The sequence below is a fragment of the Bacillus sp. TE9106W genome (assembly GCF_054062215.1).
This window is the reverse complement of the sequence record NZ_JBSSFA010000020.1, coordinates 38,416-62,741: the sequence shown is the minus strand read 5'-3', so window position 1 is coordinate 62,741 and position 24,326 is coordinate 38,416. Positions and strand designations below refer to the sequence as shown.

24 protein-coding genes are annotated in these 24,326 nt (G+C 34.5%); 18 read left to right on the top strand and 6 right to left on the bottom strand.

What is annotated here, in order from left to right; genetic code table 11:
• Positions 1-18: 18 nt before the first annotated feature.
• Together ACVWY7_RS25025 and ACVWY7_RS25020 are read right to left on the bottom strand one after the other, a co-directional pair.
• Positions 19-645 carry a LysE family transporter gene (locus ACVWY7_RS25025; RefSeq protein ID WP_456524026.1) on the bottom strand — a complete coding sequence of 209 codons (627 nt, stop codon included), beginning with the start codon at positions 643-645 and terminating at the stop codon, positions 19-21.
• Between the two features lie 91 nt (positions 646-736).
• The gene (locus ACVWY7_RS25020) at positions 737-1,495 is read right to left on the bottom strand and encodes a YqcI/YcgG family protein (protein ID WP_105989912.1); all 759 of its coding nucleotides are present in this window, start codon (positions 1,493-1,495) and stop codon (positions 737-739) included.
• Between the two features lie 520 nt (positions 1,496-2,015).
• Here ACVWY7_RS25020 and cotF point away from each other — a divergent pair.
• From cotF to ACVWY7_RS25005, 3 genes are all read left to right on the top strand, one after another.
• On the top strand, positions 2,016-2,495 hold the full coding sequence (gene cotF, locus ACVWY7_RS25015) for a spore coat protein CotF (protein ID WP_073523281.1): 480 nt from the start codon (positions 2,016-2,018) through the stop codon (positions 2,493-2,495).
• 342 nt (positions 2,496-2,837) lie between these two features.
• On the top strand, positions 2,838-3,344 hold the full coding sequence (locus ACVWY7_RS25010) for a DUF2243 domain-containing protein (protein WP_000256785.1): 507 nt from the start codon (positions 2,838-2,840) through the stop codon (positions 3,342-3,344).
• Positions 3,334-4,167 carry a cytochrome c oxidase assembly protein gene (locus ACVWY7_RS25005; protein ID WP_001063482.1) on the top strand — a complete coding sequence of 278 codons (834 nt, stop codon included), beginning with the start codon at positions 3,334-3,336 and terminating at the stop codon, positions 4,165-4,167. The genes ACVWY7_RS25010 and ACVWY7_RS25005 overlap by 11 nt, the downstream gene beginning before the upstream one ends.
• A 394-nt stretch (positions 4,168-4,561) precedes the next feature.
• On the opposite strand, the gene ACVWY7_RS25000 is transcribed toward ACVWY7_RS25005, so the two are convergent.
• Positions 4,562-5,416 carry an MBL fold metallo-hydrolase gene (locus tag ACVWY7_RS25000; protein ID WP_000368281.1) on the bottom strand — a complete coding sequence of 285 codons (855 nt, stop codon included), beginning with the start codon at positions 5,414-5,416 and terminating at the stop codon, positions 4,562-4,564.
• 335 nt (positions 5,417-5,751) lie between these two features.
• Here ACVWY7_RS25000 and ACVWY7_RS24995 point away from each other — a divergent pair, with 335 nt between their 5' ends.
• Entirely contained in the window at positions 5,752-6,954 is a 1,203-nt protein-coding gene (locus tag ACVWY7_RS24995) for a macrolide family glycosyltransferase (RefSeq protein WP_429670185.1), read from the top strand.
• A 152-nt stretch (positions 6,955-7,106) separates the two neighbouring features.
• A complete protein-coding gene (ppsA, locus tag ACVWY7_RS24990) occupies positions 7,107-9,713 on the top strand; it encodes a phosphoenolpyruvate synthase (protein WP_429670184.1) in 2,607 nt (868 codons plus the stop codon).
• Between the two features lie 55 nt (positions 9,714-9,768).
• Here the strand turns inward: ppsA and ACVWY7_RS24985 are convergent, their stop codons facing one another.
• Positions 9,769-10,386 carry a TetR/AcrR family transcriptional regulator gene (locus ACVWY7_RS24985; protein ID WP_001205695.1) on the bottom strand — a complete coding sequence of 206 codons (618 nt, stop codon included), beginning with the start codon at positions 10,384-10,386 and terminating at the stop codon, positions 9,769-9,771.
• 171 nt (positions 10,387-10,557) lie between these two features.
• Between ACVWY7_RS24985 and ACVWY7_RS24980 the strand changes: the two genes are divergently transcribed.
• The 8 genes from ACVWY7_RS24980 to ACVWY7_RS24945 all read left to right on the top strand — a co-directional run bounded on the left by ACVWY7_RS24980 (position 10,558) and on the right by ACVWY7_RS24945 (position 18,674).
• Positions 10,558-11,739, top strand: coding sequence for a YhgE/Pip domain-containing protein (locus ACVWY7_RS24980; protein ID WP_456524025.1), 1,182 nt, complete (start codon positions 10,558-10,560; stop codon positions 11,737-11,739).
• Between the two features lie 150 nt (positions 11,740-11,889).
• Complete coding sequence (locus ACVWY7_RS24975; protein WP_105989918.1) at positions 11,890-12,357, top strand: DUF2691 family protein; 468 nt, start codon at positions 11,890-11,892, stop codon at positions 12,355-12,357.
• Between the two features lie 26 nt (positions 12,358-12,383).
• On the top strand, positions 12,384-12,899 hold the full coding sequence (locus ACVWY7_RS24970; protein WP_000440841.1) for a GNAT family N-acetyltransferase: 516 nt from the start codon (positions 12,384-12,386) through the stop codon (positions 12,897-12,899).
• Between the two features lie 3 nt (positions 12,900-12,902).
• Positions 12,903-13,781 (top strand): aminoglycoside phosphotransferase family protein, encoded by an 879-nt coding sequence (locus ACVWY7_RS24965; protein WP_105989919.1) that lies wholly within the window; start codon positions 12,903-12,905, stop codon positions 13,779-13,781.
• Positions 13,782-13,893: 112 nt separating this feature from the next.
• Entirely contained in the window at positions 13,894-15,222 is a 1,329-nt protein-coding gene (locus ACVWY7_RS24960) for a YjiH family protein (RefSeq protein ID WP_456524024.1), read from the top strand.
• Between the two features lie 600 nt (positions 15,223-15,822).
• Entirely contained in the window at positions 15,823-16,410 is a 588-nt protein-coding gene (locus ACVWY7_RS24955; RefSeq protein WP_105989921.1) for a GNAT family N-acetyltransferase, read from the top strand.
• Positions 16,411-16,740: 330 nt separating this feature from the next.
• Positions 16,741-17,373 carry a YdcF family protein gene (locus tag ACVWY7_RS24950; protein ID WP_000662215.1) on the top strand — a complete coding sequence of 211 codons (633 nt, stop codon included), beginning with the start codon at positions 16,741-16,743 and terminating at the stop codon, positions 17,371-17,373.
• Positions 17,374-17,525: 152 nt separating this feature from the next.
• Positions 17,526-18,674 (top strand): acyl-CoA dehydrogenase family protein, encoded by a 1,149-nt coding sequence (locus ACVWY7_RS24945; protein WP_001218389.1) that lies wholly within the window; start codon positions 17,526-17,528, stop codon positions 18,672-18,674.
• 196 nt (positions 18,675-18,870) lie between these two features.
• On the opposite strand, the gene ACVWY7_RS24940 is transcribed toward ACVWY7_RS24945, so the two are convergent.
• The gene (locus tag ACVWY7_RS24940) at positions 18,871-19,341 is read right to left on the bottom strand and encodes a DinB family protein (RefSeq protein WP_105989922.1); all 471 of its coding nucleotides are present in this window, start codon (positions 19,339-19,341) and stop codon (positions 18,871-18,873) included.
• A 69-nt stretch (positions 19,342-19,410) separates the two neighbouring features.
• On the opposite strand from ACVWY7_RS24940, the gene ACVWY7_RS24935 reads away from it, so the two are divergent.
• Entirely contained in the window at positions 19,411-20,115 is a 705-nt protein-coding gene (locus ACVWY7_RS24935; RefSeq protein WP_105989923.1) for an ArsR/SmtB family transcription factor, read from the top strand.
• 202 nt (positions 20,116-20,317) lie between these two features.
• Positions 20,318-21,448, top strand: coding sequence for a stage II sporulation protein P (gene spoIIP / locus ACVWY7_RS24930; RefSeq protein WP_105989924.1), 1,131 nt, complete (start codon positions 20,318-20,320; stop codon positions 21,446-21,448).
• An 84-nt stretch (positions 21,449-21,532) separates the two neighbouring features.
• On the opposite strand, the gene ACVWY7_RS24925 is transcribed toward spoIIP, so the two are convergent.
• Positions 21,533-22,009: a hypothetical protein gene (locus ACVWY7_RS24925; RefSeq protein WP_017561743.1), complete on the bottom strand. Its 477-nt coding sequence runs from the start codon at positions 22,007-22,009 to the stop codon at positions 21,533-21,535.
• A 169-nt stretch (positions 22,010-22,178) separates the two neighbouring features.
• Here ACVWY7_RS24925 and ACVWY7_RS24920 point away from each other — a divergent pair, with 169 nt between their 5' ends.
• The 3 genes from ACVWY7_RS24920 (at position 22,179) to ACVWY7_RS24910 (ending at position 24,324) form a co-directional block, all read left to right on the top strand.
• Positions 22,179-22,856: a copper homeostasis protein CutC gene (locus ACVWY7_RS24920; protein WP_046947285.1), complete on the top strand. Its 678-nt coding sequence runs from the start codon at positions 22,179-22,181 to the stop codon at positions 22,854-22,856.
• Positions 22,857-22,879: 23 nt separating this feature from the next.
• Positions 22,880-23,431 (top strand): signal peptidase I, encoded by a 552-nt coding sequence (gene lepB / locus ACVWY7_RS24915; RefSeq protein ID WP_000662493.1) that lies wholly within the window; start codon positions 22,880-22,882, stop codon positions 23,429-23,431.
• 140 nt (positions 23,432-23,571) lie between these two features.
• Positions 23,572-24,324 (top strand): IclR family transcriptional regulator, encoded by a 753-nt coding sequence (locus tag ACVWY7_RS24910; RefSeq protein WP_073523298.1) that lies wholly within the window; start codon positions 23,572-23,574, stop codon positions 24,322-24,324.
• Positions 24,325-24,326: the final 2 nt, after the last annotated feature.

Here is a 24,326-nt window from a genome sequence, read left to right as displayed (position 1 = left end):
ACAACTAAATAATAGAAGCTATTGAAAAATGATTTGGTAAGTTTGAAAACAAAAATATAATCCATAAATAATAAGTGATATTCCAGATACTACCGTTATAAGAGACAATATACGAGCATTCAAAATTTTACGAAATATACTAGATGTACTCGCCATCGTAATATCCCAAATAAAAATACCTAAAATAATACCAAAGCTATATAACAAAAGCTGCTCTTTATTATAGGAAGAAGCGGCTTTTGCTAATATAGAGCCGAAAATTCCAAGCCAAAATAGAATTGTTAATGGATTCGATAAAGACATAAAAAAACCAGAAAAAAAGCTTTTAATAATTGAATCATCATTTCTAGTATTACTAATGCTAATTTGATTCGCATTTTTTAAACTTTCAATACCTGTATAGATTAAAACAAAAGCACCGAAAGACCATAAGAAAAGTTTTATAATATCTTTTTCGAGGAAATGAATTACCCCTAAATAAATAAGTGCCATGTAGATAACATCTGCAAGTAAGGCTCCTATACCAAGGATCCAAGCATGAAAAAACCCACTCCTAATACCTTTTTCTAGCTGCGCAGCATTTATAGGTCCCATTGGAGCAGATAATGATAAACCTAAGAAAACATAGCTTAAAAATATGCCCACGTATAATATGCTCCTCCCACTAAATTTGATCTATATTAAATCTATTCAGTGGTTAAAGTTTGTACAACTAAATAATAAAAAACAGAGTGAATTACTTATTTTTATGAAAGTATTTTATGATTCGAGAAAATGGACACTTGGATGGGATGGTTTCATCATCACGTAAAAAATATTGTTGCCATTCATAATTATCTTTTTCACCATAATCTTTGAGAGAGGGGTGAATAGGAGCTTTGTCATAAGCGGCTAGACGTTGACGTATTAAGTTTTTTAGTTTTCTACTGCGTTTCTCAGAATTCATAATCCCCTGTAAAACCCATCTAGGCGTTAAAGCTAGCATCATACATGAAAAATGTCTACTTTGTCTATTGACATGGGCGGGTGTAGCGCAGTAAACGAAATATGATTCATTATGAAAGCAAAATTCCCAAGTGTTTTCCATAGGGTCATTTGGAATGTGCGTAGGCCATTCCATCTCGTCCAAACGACTAGTTGTATTAAGTAGAGACCAATACATATGTTCAAAATCTTCAACTGTAGTTTCTCGCAGTAAATCTATTGGTGTATGAATAAAAACAATGAGTGAGGCGTATTGACCTGTGTCTCTAGAACATTCAGTATATTCTTTAAGTAATGCAGCTAAATCCTCACTAGTATTCGTATCTCTAGGATCACCAATAAATCCGTACCTGAGGTGATTTGCTGTAAAGCCGTGTTGAGCTGGTATACAAGGAAACAGTTTATCTTTATCTGTCATTTTTAATTTAAAAGAACGGAAAGCTTCTCGTTGCCAATGTGGAAGGGTAATAATATTTTTTTGTAAAGAGTCTTTATCATAAAGTATAGTCATCTTTTTATCCCTCCTAAGTCATAATATATAACCTATTAATTATTTAAGAATAGGTGACTAACACGGCTAGAATAATTATTTTTTAATTTATAAAAATAAAATGATTTAATGAAGAATCCCCTTCAATGTAGTTACTTTAATAGTTGATCTTTAATAACAACGTATAAATTTAAGTAGCTATAAAATTTGAAAAATATATAAGGAATATGTAGGTACAATGTTCACATTTATATTTTCTAACTAATATGGTTTATAACGAAACAAGAAAGGATGTATAATGGTGGGGATTTTTAAGGAAGAAAAAGTTAAATTTATAGATTGTAAAGGCGAGGAAGTCATTTTGAAAATCAAAATTAAGGATGTAAAAAAGTAGGGAAGAGGAATTAAGGATACTTTATTGTGATTAACATAGAAGGATGAAAAGTAATCATGAATTAGATTGAAATGAATTCAGTAGTATAGGCCCTTTTTGAATTTTTTTGCATAGTGTGGCATGAATGAATATTAAGGGGGAACATCTATGTCTTATCCTAATCAGCTAGCTTGGCATGAAACATTGGAGTTACATGAATTAGTAGCATTTCAAGCAAACGGTTTAATCAAATTAAAAAAATCAGTTAGGAATGTACCTGATCAAGCACTTCAATCGTTATATATTAAAGCTATAAATGTCATCCAAAAAAATCTACAAGAGTTAGTACAATTTTATCCTTATGCTCCTGGATTTCAATCGCAGCATCGTGATGACACTGGATTTTACGCTGGAGATTTACTTGGATTAGCAAAGACATCTGTTCGAAACTATGCAATAGCGATTACCGAAACTGCAACGCCGCGACTTAGAGAAGTTTTAACCCGTCAAATAAATGGAGCTATACAATTACATGCACAGGTTTTTAACTTTATGTATGAACGTGGTTACTATCCAGCTGATGATTTAAAGCAACTGTTAAAAAATGATGTTCAAAATGTGCAAAAGGCAATACAAATGCAATATTAAAATGGAGATTTGGAAATTATCATGAGAGAAAAACTAAAGTTTATTTATAGAGAATCAAATAGTTCAAACTATATGGTAATTCCCATTGTTAATAAAATGATTAAATGCTAAAAATATAGATTCATTCTAAAATGTTAAAGAAATTATATTAGCGCTATTGTAGGATGGTGAACCTCTTAAAGCTTTTTTAGTGAGTTTTAACAAAATATTAAATACGCTTGAGAATAAATATTTATATGATACATCTAATTCAATGTTATTTTCCTTTGGCACTAAGTATGTTTAGCACGTTTTTCTTTTGGGAAAAATAAGAATATACATTAGTGGAAAGGATAGGATTTAATGGTTACCAAAACCGATAATACAAGCTATTTAACCTCTTCTGTTTATTTGACACGTAATCTATGGTCAGGTATCTTGTTTGGGCTAGGGTTAGTAGCTTTTATAGATGAAACTATTTTTCATCAATTGCTGCATTGGCACCATTTCTATGATAAATCTACAACAGATATTGGACTCATTTCAGATGGTCTTTTTCATGCTTTTAGTTGGTTTGCAACGATTGGTTCCTTGTTTATGGTTGCTGATCTTCGCCGTAGAAATGCATTTTGGTTGAAAAGATGGTGGAGCGGATTACTGCTTGGTAGTGGTGGATTTCAATTATATGACGGTATAATTCAACATAAACTAATGAAAATACATCAGATTCGATACGTAGATAATGTTCTTATCTACGACGTAATATGGAATATAATTGCGACTGTAATGCTCTTAATTGGCATTCTACTAGTTTTTCAAACAAGAACTGATGAAAGATTATTGAGAGGTAAAAGCTTAAATGAACAATAACCATCTTCATCATGAAATATGGAATGCACTGGATATTTTACTATTCGTATTCATTTTTATTATGTTAATCATTTATATAGTAGCCACGATTTTATCAAATCGCCATTATAAACGATGGCCGTTATATCGAAGTGTCTTCTGGGTTTTAGGACTTATTTGTGTGGCAATAGCAGTTGTTGGACCTTTAGCTCATCGTGCTCATAATGACTTCACAGTGCATATGCTTGTGCATTTACTCCTTGGGATGCTTGCTCCAATTTTTATAGCATTAGCCGCTCCAATGACTCTTTTTTTACGAACGTTCAATGTGAATGCAGCACGACGTCTTTCAAGGATACTAAAAAGCAGGCCTCTACAACTTCTTACTCATCCAATTATCGCAACCTTGCTTAATTTAGGAGGACTATGGATTCTCTATACGACTAGCTTATACTCGATGATGCACGAAAGTATACTTCTTCATTTGTTCATACATTTCCACGTTTTTATTGCAGGATATCTGTTTACCACATCAATGATTTATGTTGATTTAATATCCCATAGATATAGCTATATGTACCGATCAATTATTTTAATAATTGCATCAGCTGGTCATGGGATATTATCAAAATACATATATGCTCATCCGCCTGCTGGTGTAGTTACTGAACAAGCTGAAATGGGAGGTGTGCTGATGTATTATGGTGGGGATTTCATTGATATTGTTCTTATTTTTATACTTTGTTTGCAATGGTCTAGGGGTAGCAGACAGAGAACAAAAGTTAATAATGTAGTAAAGTCATGGGATGTATCGGATTTTTTGAAACTAAAAACTTTGAAATGAAATTTAGTTAAACTGTATTATGGATTAAGTATGGTATGAACAAAATTTAAAAAAGTATGTTAAAAGTAAAAAGGGGCTGTCTCATAAGTCTCTTTCGAAGTAAAGTCACATGAAATTGAAAAGGTAGAAACGTTATTAAATCAACGTTTCTGCCTTTCACTTTCTATTCGTTTTTGACTAAAAAGCACCTTTTGGGACAGCCTCTTTTTATAGTAAGAAGTACAACCTGGGTAAGAAGCAGGCTACACTACGGATAGTGTTTGCGGAATATCGAGTTTTATTCAACAAGGATAGTTCCATTCTTAAAATAGAGATGTTGTCTAAGGTCATTCTTTTTTTACATATTTTAATATCTTTTGACGTTTTGATTTTGTGATACATTTTAGTTTTTTGTTTAATTTCTTTTATCTACATATTTTCCGTAATCGGGTACAGCAATTTTATCAAATTCTTGAACGAGTGTGTTGAGGCTTGTTGATAGTAATTCACCTGACATCGGTATCCCATGTCCAGTAATAGCGGCTAGAGGCTTTAACTTCTCTAGTTTAATAACTGATTCTTTAGCAGCTTTCCAGTCTGTTGTTAAATAACGAGGCGGACCGCTTATTTCCTGTTCCTGAGTAATTACCTTATATAGATATTCCTGCTTCACCGTAACAAAAGCGTCCCCAGCAATTAATGTTCGGTCTTTTTCTCGGAATAATGAAATATGACCTGGAGTGTGTCCTGGTGTATGAATCCATTTAAACTCTGGCATATGGGGAACAGTTCCATCTGTAGGGAGTACTTTTACGCTACTTCCTAAATCAATCGGTTCATTAGGGAATAGAGGAGACATTTTCGCTACCATACCACCTTCAACTGTTGGATCTGGTTCAGGATAGCTTTGTTGCCCAGTGAGGAACGGTATCTCCATTTGATGGGCATAGACTGGAACATCCCAATACTTGATGAGTTCAATTATTCCTCCAACATGATCAAAATGCCCGTGAGTTAAAATAATTGCTTTTGGGCGGCTGTTTGTACCAAATCGATCCTCAGCGACAGAGATAATTTCATTTGCACATTTAGGCATTCCAGCATCAACTAAAACAAAATCATTGGTATGCGGATTTCCAACAAAGCATATATTGACGATTTGAATCGTGTAACAAAATAGATCAGGCAATACTTCGATGCCGTGACCACTTTCAATTGAAGTTGCTGGAATAAACTTGTAATCACTTCCGTAATTCATTTCATTGTCCAATTTTTCTCCCCCTTACTATATGTTCATACGACATTATAGTTCCCTAATTTTGAAAATCCATTTTGGGGGATGTCGTTTTATAAATACAATTTCATTCATTTCTTTTAGCATTTCGCATTCCGTTTACTTACATAGGATGCATATTCAAATTTATTTCTACCGCAATTCAGAAAGTCTCCACTTGAAGTAGGCATCCACCTTTGGAGAATTTATAGTATATCAACTTTGTTTCTTACTCGTTTATTACATTTACTATCACAAATACTCTTATTAAAATGAGGAGAGAAACGTACTTGATTATAGAAAGTTTTTAATTTGAGAGGAGGAACTATCATATGGCAAAGGTACTAATGTTTAATTTTCCAGGAGAAGGACATGTAAACCCAACTCTTGCTCTTATTAAAGAATTAGTAAAAAGAGGAGAAGAAGTCGTTTACTATTGTGTAGAAGAGTATAAGGGGAAGATTGAAAAAACAGGAGCTTCGTTTCGTCCATATGAAAATTTTTTAGAAAAAGTAGACATGTTGGAAAGAATGAATGGAAAAATAAATCCCTCTGAACTATTGTTACATATGGTAAAATCCATGGACAACATAATAAAGATTGTTATAGAAGAGCTGAAAGAAGAAAAATATGATTACGTAATATATGATAACAATTTTGCAGTTGGATGGATTGTAGCTGAAGCATTAAATTTGCCTAAAATCTCTTCATGTACAACATTTGCAGTTACGAAAAAGTTATTTAACGCATTGATGAACAATCATAATGAAGGAGACAAAATGTCACCTCTTTATCAAGAAGTTACGCATATTCTAGAAAAGTGGCAAAAGGTATATGTTTTTTCTATGAATGAAAAGAAAAATGTAATGACGTGTGCTGGAAATATTACTATCGTATATACATCTGAATTTTTCCAACCTGATGTGGAGGAATTGGATGATTCTTATATCTTTGTTGGACCCTCTATTACATCAAGGAAAGACGTACAAGAAGTTGTTTTTAAACAAAAGGAAGAAGAGAAACTCATTTATATCTCTATGGGAACTGTATTTAATCAACAGATGGATTTTTATTACATATGTTTTGAAGCATTTAAAAACTTCCCAGCTACTATCATACTGTCCGTAGGAAAACATATCGACATCAACCAAATGAAAAATGTCCCACCTAATTTCAAAGTTTATAATTATGTGCCTCAGTTAGAGGTCTTGAAACATGCTAATCTTTTTATTACACATGGGGGAATGAATAGTTCTAGTGAAAGCTTATATTTTGGTGTTCCTATGATTGTTATACCAGTTATGGGAGATCAACCGATAGTGGCTCAAAGAATAGAAGATTTAAAAGCTGGCATACAATTAAATCTAAAAAAGCTTACGCCAGTGATATTACATAATGCAGTAATGGAGATATTGTCGAATGATGTATACTTAGAAAATACTCATAAAATCAAATGTACTTTAAAAGATGCTGGTGGATATAATAAAGCCGCTGACATAATAGAAATATTTAAGTTAAAGATGGGTATTAAATAAGATGCCCCAGTTGCAAAACAGAGCAGCTGGGGCATCTTATTATTTTCTTCTTAACTTAATTATACCACGTAAATAACATTCGAAATAGACTGTTTCTTCTCATGTACTACTGCTACAATCAAGAACACATGCATAGTAAGGAGAGATGTTACATGAGTTCTTTCGTTCTCGATTTTCAAGAAATAGAAAAAACGCAGCTTTCACTCGTTGGTGGAAAAGGTTTGCATTTAGGGGCGTTATCTAACATGCAAGGGATACAAGTGCCAGAAGGTTTTTGTGTTACAACGGCAGGATATGAAAAGGCCATCGAGCAAAATGAAGGGCTTCAAGCTTTGTTGCAACAGCTAACAAAGTTGAAACGTGAAGAGCGAGTTCGAATTGGTGAAATCAGCAAGAAGATTAGAGAAGTCATTATGGCAGTACAAATCCCTTCGGATGTAGTGGAAGCAGTAGCTCATTATCTCTCACGCTTTGGAAATGAACATGCGTATGCCGTACGTTCTAGTGCGACGGCTGAAGATTTACCGTATGCCTCGTTTGCTGGTCAACAAGATACGTATTTAAATATTATCGGAGAAAACGCAATTTTACAGCATGTAAGAAAGTGCTGGGCGTCTTTATTTACTGAGCGAGCAGTTATGTACCGCATGCAAAATGGTTTTGAACATAATCAAGTTTCTATATGTGTTGTCGTTCAAAAAATGGTTTTCCCGCAGGCTTCAGGAATTTTATTTACCGCTGATCCGATTACTTCTAACCGGAAGGTGTTATCAATCGATGCCAGTTTTGGACTTGGCGAGGCATTAGTATCGGGACTCGTCTCTGCCGATAATTATAAAGTAAAAGAAGGCGAAATCATCGATAAGATGATTGCAACTAAAAAATTAGCTATTTATGCTTTAAAAGAGGGCGGAACTGAGACGAAACAGAATGATCCGGTTCAGCAAAAAATTCAAACACTATCTGACCAACAAATATTACAACTCGCACAGATTGGAAGACAGATTGAAGCTTATTTTGGCTGTCCGCAAGATATTGAATGGTGTTTAGTCGATAACACATTTTATATTGTCCAAAGCAGACCGATTACGACTTTATATCCAATTCCAGAAGAAAATGATGGGGAAAATCATGTATATATATCAGTTGGTCACCAACAAATGATGACCGATGCGATGAAACCACTAGGGTTATCCTTTTTCTTGTTAACGACTAATGCTCCTATGCGTAAAGCGGGAGGCAGGCTGTTTGTAGATGCTACGCAACAATTAGCTTTACCTGCTAGCAGAGATTATTTAATAAACACTTTAGGGAAATCGGATCCACTTGTAAGAGATGCATTAACGACTATAATCGAGCGAGATGATTTTATTACATTATTACCGGATGAAGAAAAAGAAAAGAGTGCTAGTAAAAGTAAGCCACCAGTAAGTTCGCAACCAGAAATCGAAAAAGATCCAGCAATCGTTACGGAATTAATAAGGAATAGTGAAGCATCACTTGAAGAGTTAAAACAAAATATGCAACTGAAATCAGGAGTGGATGTATTTGATTTTATTTTGGAAGACATCCAGCAATTAAAGAAAGTATTATTTAACCCGCAAAGTATAGCTGTCATCATGGCAGGTATGAACGCTTCAACGTGGATTAATGAAAAAATGGAGCAGTGGCTAGGCGAAAAGAATGCAGCAGACACGCTTTCTCAATCGGTACAAAATAATATTACATCAGAAATGGGTTTAGCATTAATGGATGTTGCTGATGCAATTCGTCCGTATCCAGAAGTTATTACGTATGTACAACATGTAGAAGATGGTAGCTTTTTAGATGAACTTGTTCAGTATAAAGGCGGAGAAAAAGCTCGAGATACAATCGTTGCTTTTCTAAATAAATACGGAATGAGATGTAGCGGCGAAATCGACATTACGAAAACGCGCTGGAGCGAGAAGCCAACAACCATTATCCCAATGATATTAAATAATATAAGAGACTTTGAAGCGGGTGCTAGTAAGCAGAAGTTTGAAAAAGGACTGCAGGAAGCTTTGAATAAAGAAGAAGAGTTATTAGAGCGATTGCAGCACTTGCCGGACGGAAAACAAAAGATAGAAGAAACGAAGCGAATGATTCGTAATATCCGTAATTTTATTGGTTATCGTGAATATCCAAAATATGGCATGGTTAATCGTTACTTCATATATAAGCAGGCGTTATTGAAAGAAGCTGAGCAACTTGTACAAAGCGGTGTCATTCGTGAGGTCGATGATATATACTATTTAACTTTTGAAGAACTTCACGAAGTTGTTCGCACGAATAAACTAGATTACAAGCTTATCCAAAAACAAAAAAATGATTATAAATTATATGAAAAATTAACACCTCCTCGTATAATGACGTCTGATGGAGAAATCATTACAGGTAAATATAAACGAGAAAACCTCCCAGCTGACGCGATTGTAGGTCTGCCTGTTTCTTCCGGAGTAGTTGAGGGGAGAGCCCGCGTTATTTTAAACATGGAAGAAGCGAATTTAGAAGAGGGTGATATATTGATTACGGCATTTACGGACCCTGGCTGGACGCCGTTGTTTGTTTCTATAAAAGGGTTAGTTACCGAAGTTGGCGGGCTCATGACACACGGGGCAGTGATTGCACGTGAATATGGATTACCAGCAGTCGTCGGGGTGGAGAATGCTACAAAGCTAATAAAAGACGGACAACGAATTCGGGTACATGGAACAGAAGGGTATATTGAAATGTTGTAATGAAACAAAGGATCATCCGCTATTATAGTGGATGATCCTTTATTATGTAGTTGACTTATTTCTTTAACCCAGCCGCATAAAAAGGGCCATGAACTGCAATTGTTGATAAAATACGAGCAATTTCCTCAGGTGTTTCTTTTTGTCCATTATTTAACCATTGCTGAATAACACCAATATGAGCAGATGCCATATAAGAAGCTAAGTATTGGCTTGGGACGAGTAAGTTCTCTTTATTAATGAGAGCGCCATTCGTATCTTCAAATAGTGTTTTCCACATAAAGTCTTTCAGTTTTGTTTGGAAAGATAAATCTCCTTTTGGGCTAAGTACAGCTCTCATAAAATCACTATTTTCATTTAGAAATTCAAGAATAGAAGTGATAAGTAGAAATGGCATTGTTGGAGAAGGATTTGATCCAAGATCTGCAATCACTTCTGGAAATTTCTGTTTTGCAATGCTAGAAAACTCATACATAATTTCTTCTTGGCATTTCGTCATTAAATCAAATTTATCTTGATAGTGCGCATAGAAAGTACCGCGATTTATGTTTGCTTTCGTTGTAATATCTTTCACAGTAATGGCGTCAAAACCTTTTTCTTCAATTAATTCCACCAATGCATTTCGAATGGCAGTTTTCGTACGAACAACACGTAAATCTAAATTACTATCACGCAAAGTATGTCCCTCCTTCATTTTAGCCAACACATTTCAAGGATGTGTCTTATAACCGACACATTCACGATTTTTGATTATTGTATAAGGTTCAATCCGAACATATAATTCAAAATATAAATAAACAACACGTTGTTGGTTATTATAAATCAAATGATAGGAGGAGAAAAGAATATGTTTAAAAATAAACTTTTATTGTTATCACCAGTTATAGCCCTACTTGTAGTTTTTATTTTTTCATTAACATTATTTCCAACTGTTCAACCTCAGCCGAAAAACTTGCCAATTGCAATTGTAAATGAGGATCAAGGAGTAGAAATTCCGAATCAACCGAAAATGAACATGGGGAAAACGATTGTTGATAATATGAAAAAGACATCAAAATCAGATGAAGAACCTGCGGTGAAGTGGGTAGAAGTGAAAAATAAAGAGGCAGTTCAAAAAGGCTTAAATAATCAAGAGTATTACGCAGCATTAGTTATTCCAAAAGACTTTAGTACAAAACAAGCATCATTACGAACACCACAGCCATCTTCGCCAGAGGTAGAAATATTTATCAATCAAGGAATGAATACAGCGGCATCAACTATGGCAGGGCAAATGTTAAATGGCGTAGTTGATAATATGAACAATACTGTTCGTGCGCAACTATTAGAAGGATTGAAAGCAAGAGGAGCTAAAGTAACAGCAGATCAAGTTACAAATGTAGTCACACCGATTGCAAAGAAAGTAACAAACGTGAATGAAACCGGCAAAAATAGTGTGAACGGTAACTCGCCGATGTCCTTATTCCAGCCGTTATGGATTGCCAGTTTAGCGAGCGCAGCAATTATCTTTATTGCGATAAGTAAGATACCAGTAGGTACAAGAAAAGAAAACGTCGTATTAAAACTAAAACAGATCATAACAGGAGCAGTTGCGACACTTGTAATTGGGTTCGGTCTTACATGGATCGCAGATGGCATGGTAGGTTTAAATATTTCGAATTTCACGGATACGGCCTTATTTCTATCCATTACATCGTTTAGTTTCTTCTTAATGATATCAGCGGTACTTTCACTAGTTGGACTAAAAGGAATTGGTGTATTCGCACTCTTACTATTCTTCGGTGCACCGTTATTATCATTAGCACCTGAAATGTTGTCGCCATTTTATCAAGATTGGGTATACGCATGGTTACCAATGCGATTTATGATTGAAGGGCTTAGAGAAATATTCTTCTTCGGAAAAGGGTTAAGCTGGAGTACACCTGTTATTGTGCTTATTTGGATTGGTGCGGTAAGTATCGTTATTATTTTAGCGACTGCTTTAAAACGTAGTGCAGTAAAGGGACATAAAACGGAATTACAGGTATAAAAGATAAAAACGTTTCACTAGGAGTGAAGCGTTTTTTTGTTTAGATGTAAGCTAAGTAGCATAGAAGAGATATTTAAAAGTAGGAATTAATGGTGTTATATAATGAATGTATAACACAAAAATGAAAATATAGAGGAAAGGAGAAAATAAATGAAAAGAGGAATTACAGTAGATATTCTAGATGGACATGCAAATGACAATCTACTTTGGGAAGTGTTAAAGCCAATCAATATTGCTTCATTTAATTGGCGAGTGGGGAATGAGGAGTCCTACTTAATAGCGCGTGGTGGATTGGATGAGGCATTATTTCCAGAGGAACCAAGTGTAGTGGAAGGATTAGATTTGAAAAAGCTAGTTAAAGACAACATATACTATCTCATTTTTGCAGATTTAAAAGCATATCCTAAAAGAGAAATAGTACTAGATATTGAAACATATGAAGAGTTTAAGGAAAGTAAGTGTGAGATAGTCGTATTAGTAGCGGATGGCAATTACATACAAATTTATGCAAAAGATCAAAAAGCAATTGAACTGATGTATGAAAACGCACGGAATCAGGGATTTTATGTGGAATACGTTACAGACGAAAATGACGGTAGAACACGTTTGTCAGTATAGTAGTAAATTGAAAGGGGAACGGCAGTATGGAGAGAAACACCATAACGAAAGAATATACAATTCGAACCGCTACGGAAGAGGAAAGCGATAGCATTATCACGCTATTAAAGGAAGTAGCGCAGTGGCTACAACATAAAGAAGTGGATCAGTGGCAGTATCTGTTAGGCGGAGAGGCTACGGATGAAATACTAGAAGGGATAAGAGAGAAATATACATATGTGATTACGAAAGAAGATGAAATTATCGGTACAGTTACAGTATCTCCTAAACAAAATGAATGGGATGAACATATTTTTGGTAAAGAGGAAGTTTCTAATTCATTATATATTCATAGATTTGCGGTAAAACGAAAGTATAAAGGTAACGGAATAGGAGAATGGATTTTACAGTGGATAGAAGAGAATGTACAACATGACAAAGAGTTTTTGAAGCTGGATTGCGTTGGACATAATCGTACGTTGAATGATTTTTATAAGAAAAATGGTTTTGATTATGTTGGCAGTACAGATGGACTTAGTAAGTTTCAAAAGAAAAGGGGGTAGTGAATGAATCAAATTGATACTGGTTTAGTTAAAAGGTTAATAGGGGAACAGTTTCCTGAATGGGCACATTTAGAGGTGAAACCTGTAAAGTTTAGTGGGCATGATAACAGAACGTTTCACCTAGGTGATAAGATGAGTGTAAGATTGCCAAGTGATGCGGCATATGCACCGCAAGTAGAGAAAGAAAACAAGTGGTTACCTATATTAAGTAAGGAGCTTTCTTTACCGATTTCTACACCAATTGCGAAAGGAAATCCATCTGAAGCGTATCCATGGCCTTGGTCTATTAATAAGTGGATAGAGGGAGAAACAGTTACGAAACAAAATGTTCGTGACTTAAGTAAATTTGCGGCACACTTAGGATCATTTTTAGTGGAATTGCAATCCATTGATGCGAGCAAAGGACCGATAGCTGGAGCGCATAATTTTTACCGAGGCGGGCTTATATCTGTATATGATGAAGAGGCGAGAGGTGCTATCGAAAATAATAAGGACGTTTTTGATGAAACAGTATTAAAGCATCTTTGGGATTTAGCACTTCAGTCAACATGGAGGCGTAAGCCAGTTTGGATTCATGGAGATGTTGCGCCAGGGAACTTACTCGTTAAGGATGGAAAGCTTTGTGCCGTCATTGATTTTGGTATTTTAGGAGTAGGGGATCCGGCTTGTGATGCAGCGATGTCATGGACATTTTTTGATAAAAGTAGTAGAAAGATATTTAAAGAAGTGCTGCAAATAGATGAAGAAACGTGGAATAGAGCGAGAGGATGGGCACTTTGGAAGGCGTTAATTACGTATGATGCAAATAAGATTAGTAATAAGATAGTGGCAGAAGAATCGTATCGTGTCATTCAAGTAATTGTGAATGATTATGGGAGGTAATAGAAAAAGCCTATTTAAAATAGGCTTTTTCATATGATTAAATATTAGAAATCAAAAGGAGGAATCTGATATAATTATACAGAATATTTAGATAAATAGGAGGTGTCGAATTTTGAGTGAAATTGAATTAAAAAGGAATGTAATTAAGACAGGGAGTGAGAAGAGGATTATTCTTCGGTTTATACTCGCTAGTCTCGTTGGGGTATTTATGTTTTTCGTACCAGTTACGATAAACGGTGCTTCGTCCATTATGATTGATCATATCGTATCATGGATTCGGACTTCGGTTCCGAGCGTCGTACCTTATTACGCACTACTTGTTATGATAATGGGTGCGATTTATCCGTTTTATACGAAAAAATGGAATGTATCCCTCGTAGACATTTGTTTTTCTATTTTAAAAGTAGTCGGCGTCGTTTTTGGCGTACTATATTGTTTGAAAGTAGGACCAGCTTGGTTCTTTGCGCCAGACGTTGGGCCGTTTTTGTATGAAAAATTAGTAATATCGGTAAGTTTACTCGTTCCAATTGGCTCGGCTTTTTTAGCTTTATTAGTCGGGTACGGATTACTAGAATTTATCGGTACATTTTGTAGACCCATTATGAGACCATTATGGAAAACGCCGGGACGGTCAGCAATTGATGCGGTTGCTTCTTTCGTTGGAAGTTATTCCTTAGCCTTATTAATTACGAACCGTGTCTATAAAGAAGGAAAGTATACAACAAAAGAAGCAGCTATTATCGCTACAGGTTTTTCTACAGTATCCGCTACATTTATGATCATCATTGCAAAAACATTAGACATTATGCATTTATGGAATATTTATTTTTGGACTACTCTCGTTGTAACATTCATCGTAACTGCTATCACCGTAAGAATCCCGCCACTTAGTAGAAAACCAGATACATATGTAACAGAAGAAGGATTCCCGGAGCCTGTTTATAAAGAGAAAATGCTAGAACGCGCTTGGGAAGATGCGTTAGAAGTATCAAAGTCTGCACCGGGTATTATGAAAAATATTACGGTGAACTTAAAAGATGGATTTATTATGACAATGGGAATTTTACCATCTATTATGTCAGTAGGTTTAATTGGTATCGTCTTAGCGAAATTCACGCCAATATTTGATTGGATCAGTTATATTTTCTATCCATTTACATGGGTTTTACAATTACCAGAAGCAGGCTTAGCTGCTAAAGCAGCATCCGTTGGTATTGCAGAAATGTTTTTACCATCATTGTTAGTTGTAAGTGCACCACTTGTGACAAAGTTTGTCATTGCGGTGGTTTCGGTATCATCTATATTGTTTTTCTCAGCTTCCATTCCTTGTATTTTATCGACAGATATTCCGTTAAAAGTATGGGAACTTATTATTCTTCACGTACAAAGAACGATTTTAACGTTACTTATTATTACCCCAATTGCTTATTTGTTACTTTAAAGTTTTAAAAAGATAAAGCTAATACAGGCAAATACCCTAAAAAGAAAAAGTTGTACATCTTCAGGTGAAAATGTACAACTTTTTGAAGATTTATTTGTTGTTCGAATATGACGTAATACTTCTTAAGAAAATTCCTAATCCTGCAAAAAAGAATCCTAAGCATAATAAGCTGCCTGGCGTTCCCCAAGTAATTTGATCTAGCATTTTTATATCCTCCCATTTCCCTCATATTAATTAACTGTAAAACTTTCACTTTATTATTATATAGTATTTTTTGGGTGTAATCCAGAATTATCCATACTACCAAATTGAAAAAATAATCTTTTTGTAGAAATAATAGCGTTTTTGGTGTGCAAATCTTTCAATAATGCACACTAGACCTTTAGAAAAAGAAAAACCTTACATGAAATGAAACCAATATAAATGTAGCTTGATATAATGGGATGGACACGGTATTTGTTAGAGGTTTTTACAGATTATTATGTAAGAAGGTATTAAAAAATGAATTTTAAGTACATTTAAAAGTTAATTTAATAATTTTGTTATCTATATAATAGAATGTTAATTTCTATGATATAGTAAGAAAAAGGGGGCTTACAAATGGAAATGATTCACGAAAGAGCAAAGTTACGGTTAATAGATAGTGATGATGTCGAAACTTTGTTTTCGATTGTAGAAGGAAATCGGGATATTTGGGCGTATTTAATTTCTAAAATGGATAGTGTGCAAGATATGCAGCAATATGTTCAAAAAGCGATACAGGGTTATGGAAAAGGTACGCAAATACCTTTCGTTGTAGTGGATCAACAGACGAATACGATTGTAGGAAGTACACGTCTATATAATATTTCAGTAGAAGATAAAACAGTCGAGTTGGGACAAACGTGGTATCATCCAAGTGTCCAGCGTACCAGTATCAATACAGAGTGTAAGTATATGCTTCTCCAGTATGCTTTTGAAAAACTGCATATGCTGAGGGTACAAATTAAGACGGATGCAAGAAATGAAAAAGCACAACGAGCAATTGAAAGGTTAGGCGCAGTAAAAGAGGGTGTGCTTAGGAATGAAAGAAAATTACCGAATGGTTATGTGAGAGATGCAGTTGTGTACAGTATTATCTCGAGTGAATGGCCAGACGTGAAAAAACAATTGTTAGAAAAGTTAGAGTTGTATAAAGAAAAGCTATAATTCGTGTTTTGAAAGGTATATTGTTCGTAAGGCATGAAAAATATACCTTTTTTCTTACAAAATGCTACTTTATTTTAATTCCTTTTGTTTCATCGTTCCCTTCTGAGAAAAAATTCGTTACAATGTAGTTGTATGGTAATAAACTTATGAATTTAAAACATGTAATGAAAACCGCAAATGAAAATGAATTGATAATCCTCAATTTTAAATGAAAACCCTTTTATACATAAATAAAAAGTAAAGTTCCTTCTTTTAAACAAACTCAAACAAAACGATTTGATATAAATGTTTTTTTATAGAAGTATGGATGATGTACGGAGGCAATTACAAATGAAAGAAAATAAGAAGAGTAAGAAAAGACGAATCTTTCAAGTATTTTTACTAATGATTTGTTCTGCTATTTTATATGTAAGTTATGCAGCTTACGATATTTGGAGTTATCGTTTTAAAGCAAATGATGACGTGAAAACGGATGCTGGTATCGTACTAGGAGCAGCTTCATGGAACGGAAAACCATCTCCTGTATTTAAAGAAAGAATTAATCATGCGATTTCTTTATATAAGAACGGAAATATTAAAAAGATTATTTTTACAGGTGGTACAAAGTTCGAGGCAGAACTTGAGGAAGCGCGTACTGCAAGAGTATATGCAATGAAACAAGGTGTAAAAGAGGAAGATATTTTAATTGAAACAAAATCTCTTTTCACTGAAGAAAATTTAAAAAATGCGAAGCAAGTTGGAATTGAGAACGGAATACAGACATACACGATTGTAAGTGATCCACTTCATATGAAACGCGCAATGAGAATCGCAAAACATATTAATATTGAAGCATATGCTTCACCAACGCCGACATCAGCATATAAAACGTTAGATACAGAAATACCATTCTTCTTTAAAGAATTATTCTCGTATATTGGATATGTAACCTCGTTGCCATTAAAGGCATTGAAGGGAGACTAATAAGGAAAGAACCTATCTTTCAATAGGAACTTTTCTTGTTAGTCAAAAACATTGTATTTTTATCGGAATAGTGAAACAATAGAGAGGTAGCTTCATATAATCATAATGACAAAATGAACGGTTTAAGAATCGAGCATAAAGGAGATTATAGTATGGCACTCTCATTTGTTGAAACAGAAAAACAATCTTTCATTATTGAACAAATAAATAAATTGATTCCGAAGTTCATGGAAAGGGAGCATCAACTAAGTGAATTAGGATCATTTCCGTATGAAAATATAAATGATTTGAAAGATATCGGATATACGAAATTAACGTTGCCGAAGGAATTTGGTGGTAGTGCGATTTCTTTATATGACTTCGTTCTATTTCAAGAGAAAATTGCGGAAGGCTGCGGAGCTACTGCATTATCGATTGGCTGGCATCTTGGCATTGTGAAAGAACTAGCGGAAAATCGCTCTTGGAATGATGAGATGTTCAAATGGTTTTGCGAAGAAGTGCGTAGCGGTGCGCTCTTTAACCGAGCAGCAACAGAACCGAAAACAGGGAGTCCGACGCGTGGCGGTAAACCAGAAACAATAGCGGTGCAACAAGGCGAGAAGTGGATTATAAATGGAAGAAAAACTTTTACAACGATGGCGCCAGTACTTGATTATTTTATTATTTCAGCGAGTATGGAAGGCCGTGAAGAAGTTGGTGAGTTTGTTATTCCAAGAAATACACTCGGTGTATCCATTGAAGAAACGTGGGATAGTGTTGCGATGCGAGGGACTGCTAGCCACGACCTTGTCTTACAAAATGTAGAGATAGAAAACCGCTTTTTTACAGATGTAAAGGGCGGGAAAGTGAAACAAAAGGGTATTGGCTGGTTGCTACATATACCAGCATGTTATTTAGGAATTGCACAATCAGCAAGAAATTATGCAGTTCAGTTTGCGGGATCATACAAACCAAATAGTTTAAACCATTCTATTAGTTTATTACCGAATATTAGAAGATTAGTTGGAGAATTAGAACTCGAGCTTATGCAAGCTCGCGTCTTTTTATATCAAATTGCGAAAAAATACGATGAGGCAGAAGATAAACTGTCACTGCAAGCAGAATTAGCGGCAGTGAAATACACCGTAACAAATGCGGCGATATCCATAGTGGATAAATCAATGCGCATCGTAGGAGCAAAAAGTTTATCAGAAAAAAATCCGCTTCATCGTTATTATTTAAACGTTAGGGCAGGACTACACAATCCGCCGATGGATGATGCAACACTGTCTATGTTGGCGGATGCTGCGTTTCGGTCGTAATTTTTAAAGCTTACATTTTATTGTTTATGGATATTATAGTTGTTTCGAAAGCACGGGTTTGATTACTAATCAAACCCGTGCTTTTTATGTGTACGACGTACCAAGTTGAGATGAGATTTTTAATAGAAATTGTTATCATGATTTTGGATTGTTATTGGCTGAAAGAATATTTATTGTAATGTTCGTTTGGCAACTTTTAATCCCATATTAAAGGTCTTTCCAAGTTTATCATTCGTAAATATTGTAAAAATTGCCCTGCATGGACCGCGTCATGATAGGCAATTCGTAATAGCATGTCGCCTAAATATCGTTGATAGCCAACATCGCTTCGATCAATAAGGGTTGAATCTAGCTCAGCTATGCTTAGTGATTGTACATATTCTATGAAGTCAGTAAAGTATACTTGTGCCAATTCAATTTCTTTTTTTACACAAGTAATCGGCTCGTCATCATACGGGAAATGTATATCATGTATTGAGCCGTTGTTTTTTAAAATCATATGATAGTAAAAAGTTGAGCTCCAAACATGACGAATCATCTCACCAAAGGACATGGCCTCACGATCAGGCTTCCAATTAAGAAAATTATCGGGAAGAGAATTCCATAATTTTTCTGAGCGCCTTCTCGTTTCTTTCAAATTTAATATACTAAGATCAATTGCATTCATAATACATTCTCCTTTACTATTAAACTTAAAATAATTGTATCAGTTTAATAGTTAGGGTATCATCGAAATATGAATGTATATCCGAATATCTCATATATAGCTAAACTAATTGCTGAACCTACAAGAGCAATTATCTTAGATTGTTTAATGAATAACCAGGCACTACCTGCTAGCGAATTGGCTTATATGGCGAAAGTTTCAAATCCAACGATTAGTTCTCATCTTTCTAAATTAATAGAGGGGAATCTACTTACAGTTGAACAACATGGTAGACATCGTTACTATCGACTTGCTAATCAAGAGGTAGCAGAAGTGCTTGAAAAGTTAGGAACAATCGCACCAACAGTCCAAGTTCGTTCTTTAAAACAATCGGATCAACTAAAACAAGTTCGTTATGCTCGAACTTGCTATGATCATCTTGCAGGCAAACTTGGTGTAGAGATAGCTGAAAAATTACTACATAGGAAATTTATCATTTTAGAGGAAGGAGAATATATTGTAACGGAACAAGGTAAGAAATGGTTTCTGAATTTTGGAATAAATATTGAAAAGGCAAATATAAAAAGGAGAGTATTTGCAAAACCTTGTCTTGATTGGAGTGAAAGACGCTACCATATTTCTGGTTGGTTAGGATCTGCAATAGCAAAACTATTTTTTGAACAGGAATGGATTACAAAAACGGATAAGAATCGGGCTGTCCATCTTACAAGAAAAGGTATGAAGTTATTGAAAGACCAATTAGGCATTGACATGGAAAATGAAGAAATGAAATAACCTGAGTCTATAGTTATATAGACTCAGGTTATTTCATTTTTAAAAAATCTTAGATGATATTTGCACACGGCAAAGTTCACCTCAATCGCTTTATGGGAAGAGGGGAAATGAAAACATAGCAGTTGAGGAAGTTCTATTAAATTATTAATCATATTACTTAAAAATTATGCGTAAGAATATAGTAAATGAAGGGAGATATAAAATGAATAAAGTGAAACTGAAAATATTTAATATAAAGTATGTCATGATATGTCTTTTATTCACAATTATATGTATTCTCACTTCATTCTTCATTTCTAGTAATTCGAACGTATTTAAATCTTATTATATTAACCAATTACTAGGAACGAATTCTACTAAAGGTCTTATGTATATGATAGGCAGCGAAAATCGTTATTTTGCAGAAGAATTTCATAAAGAAAAAGGACGAGCGTCTTTGGAATCTTTTTTACTTTCACTTTCTACAAATATTAATGTAAATGACCTTCGAAGCTTATTAACTCGAGAACTTCCAAATATGAATCAATTTTATTCGGAAATATTAATTGCCGGGGAAGGGACAGATTATACGAACATTCCTGAAGAATCCAGCATTCCTTTAGAGAATATTCAAGATAAAGGTACTGCTGTTAAACATCCAAAGAGTGAGAAAGAAAACAATTCAAATACACAAAATAACGGTGAAAATAAAGTTTTTATTTATCATACACATAGTTGGGAGTCGTTTATTCCTCTCATTCCAGGTGCTACTAAACCTAATGATGCCTCTAGTACAAATAATGAAGTGAATATTACGTTTGTTGGAAACTATTTAAAACAAAAGTTAGAAGAAAAAGGAATAGGCGTTTCACATGATACGACAAATATGAGGGACTTTCTGCGAAATAAAAATTTAAACTGGGCCCAATCTTACAAAGGATCTCGTCAAATATTACAAGAAAAATTAGCACAAGATAAAAATATTATGTTTCCAATGGACCTTCATAGAGATGATGCAAGAAAAAATATTACAACCAAAAATATTAACGGAAAGAATTATGCGAGGCTCTATTTTATTTTAGGACGAGAGAATCCTAGCTTTGAAAAAAACAAAAAAATAGTAACGGCAATAAATTCATATTTAGACGAGAAGTATTACGGTTTAAGCCGAGGAATTTTTATTAAAGATCGTAAAAGCGGGAACGGAGTATATAATCAAGACCTTTCTCCAAATGCATTACTTATTGAAATGGGAGGGGTAGATAATACACCAGAAGAACTGTATGCTTCCGTTGACGCATTAGTAGAAGCCTTTAGCCACTATTATAATGAAGTGGTTAAGAAAAATAACTAAATATATAGGGGAAACCTAGTATTTTTATAAAATAAAAAGGAGTGACACCTAGTATGAAGTTCTAGAGGTTACTCCTTTTTCCTATTATTCAGGCTGTACCAGAAGTCTCATACTACTTTCAGACCCGTCTTCATTATAAGCGGATAAATAATATGGTCCCGGTTCTGGAGAGGAAACGAATGAGCGTAAAGTAAATGTTTTACTTTCATTTGGTTGTATTGTATGTCTGGCTAGTTGCTCTTCATCTTGTGATTTGATTGCATATGTAAATGCATTTGTACCGATATTTGCAATTGTGATTTTTAAATCACCGAGACCACTAAAGTCAAATACGGTACCCATGTCCCCACGAAATGTATGTGTATTATTAACTAATGATGAACGAAATGTTGGGGTTTCATTTGGTTCACTTGATGCGAGAGTAATCGTTTCTTTTGCTTCTATGTTAGTAGGAGTGGAATCTGGTTGTGTATTTTGCTTTGTTAATAGAGTAACCGTACAAAGTGAGGCGATAAGAATGAATGAACTAGAAATAATGGCATGTTTCTTTGTAAGAAGCATATAGATTTCTCCTTTTTGTAATATATAAAAAATATAACATTACCAATAAATGTTATCAATTAAAAAAATCTTTCTTTTCATTCTTCTTTTTATCGTTTTATAGGAGAATGCTATGCTTCTTATTTCACCTACTGTATAATAAGAAAAAAGCACGAAAAGAGGTCATCTCATGTTAGAGGTTATTGCAACATGTTTAGAAGATGTGAAACGAATTGAACGAGCTGGCGGGAAGCGAATTGAATTAATTTCATCTTATACAGAAGGCGGTTTAACGCCGAGTTATGCATTTATAAAAAAAGCGGTAGAAGCAGTACAAATACCGATTCATGTTATGATTCGTCCGCATGCGAAGTCTTTTACATATACGGAAGAAGAAATTGAAATGATGAAAGAAGATATTGTAGTTGCTCAGAAATTAGGAGTAGCTGGTGTTGTATTAGGTGTATTAAATGAAAGAAATGAAGTGGCTGAAGAGAAACTAGCGAATTTATTATCTGTGGTAGATGGGATAAATGTCACATATCACCGTGCAATAGATGACATAGAAAATCCAGTAGAAGCGATGAGAACGTTAAAGAAGTTTCATAAAGTGACTCACGTCTTAACTTCAGGTGGACAAGGGAATATAGTTGATAATATTCCGGTGCTTACAGATATGCAAAAGGTAAGCGATGGTCAAATTCAGCTTGTTGTTGGAGCTGGTGTAACGAAAGAAAATATAAAGCAATTGCTAAATGAAACTGGAATTTCGCAAGCTCATGTCGGTACAGCGGTAAGAGAAGGGAAATCATGTTTTGCTGAAATTGATCCTAATTTAGTACAAGAATTAGTTCAAATCATACAATAAACAATTAAGAAAGAGGAGAAACGATGAAGGAAAATACGAAGAAAGAATTATTCTCATGGGCGAAAACGATAGGATTTACCCTTGTATTAATCGCAATTATTCGCGGTGTTTTATTTACACCGTCATTAGTACAAGGCGAATCGATGATGCCGACTTTAGAAAATAACGAACGAGTTCTCGTCAATAAGATTGGTTATAGTATAAGTGGATTAGAACGCTTTGATATTATCGTTTTCCATGGAAAAGAAGGATATGATTTAGTAAAACGAGTAATTGGTTTACCAGGCGATACAGTTGAGTATAAAAATGATGTTTTATATGTAAACGGCAAAGCGATGGAAGAACCATATTTAAAAGAGTTTAAAGAAAAAGCAGCAGGTCGTGTATTAACTCCAGACTTTACGTTAGAACAAATTACAGGAAAAACGAAAGTGCCAGAAGGCCAAGTGTTTGTATTAGGTGATAATCGTGAAGTTTCTAAAGACGGTCGTATGTTTGGATTTATTTCAGAAGATGAAATTGTCGGAAAAGGACAAGCTGTTTTCTGGCCGTTGAAACAAGTAAGAGCGTTATAAAGAAAAAGTATGGGAGAATATATATTCTTCCATACTTTTTTTGTTGATAGAATTAAAAGAATATTTTATAATTTTAAATTATATGTTTGTTTCGGAAAATGGAATTTAAGTTCCGAAATTCGGAACAAGAAGGAGATAGAATGAGTATAAATAAAACGGCAGTTAAGACAATGGATATTTTAAAGTTGTTTTATGAGCATGAAGAACTCAGTTTAACAGAGATGGTTCAGCTTACAAGTATGCCGAAAACATCTGTTTATCGTTTAATTGGCTCGTTAGAAGAAATGGAGTTTTTACAAAAAAACGAAAAGGGGAAATATCGTCTAGGAGTCGTTTTTTTACGGTTTGGTCAACTTGTTTCGCAAAGATTATCAGTAAGAAATATTGCGATTCCATATATGAAAGAGCTTAGAGATAATTTAGGGCAGGCAGTTAATTTAATTATTCAAGATGGTAATGACGCGATTTATGTGGAAAAGATGGAAGGTGTTCAGCCTGTACGTGTATATACGGCGGTTGGAAGAAGAGCGCCACTTTATGCTGGTGCATGTCCGAGAATTTTACTATCGTATTTTTCTGAGGAAAAGAAACGAAAATACATAGAGGAAACGGATTTCAAACAGTTTGCAGATGGAACAATCGTAGATAAGAAACAGTTGCTAGAAGTGTTACAAATGGCGAAAAAGGAAGGACATACAATTAGCTATTCTGAGTTAGAAAATCATACAGCAGCTATAGCAGCGCCCATTTTCGCAAATGATGGAACGGTTGTAGCAGGCATTAGTATTTCGGGATTAGCAATTGAGTATAGCGAAAGTAACATTCCATATTTTATCGCTAAGGTGAAAGAGACAGCGAATCGCATTTCGAAAGAACTCGGCTTTTTGGCATAGAA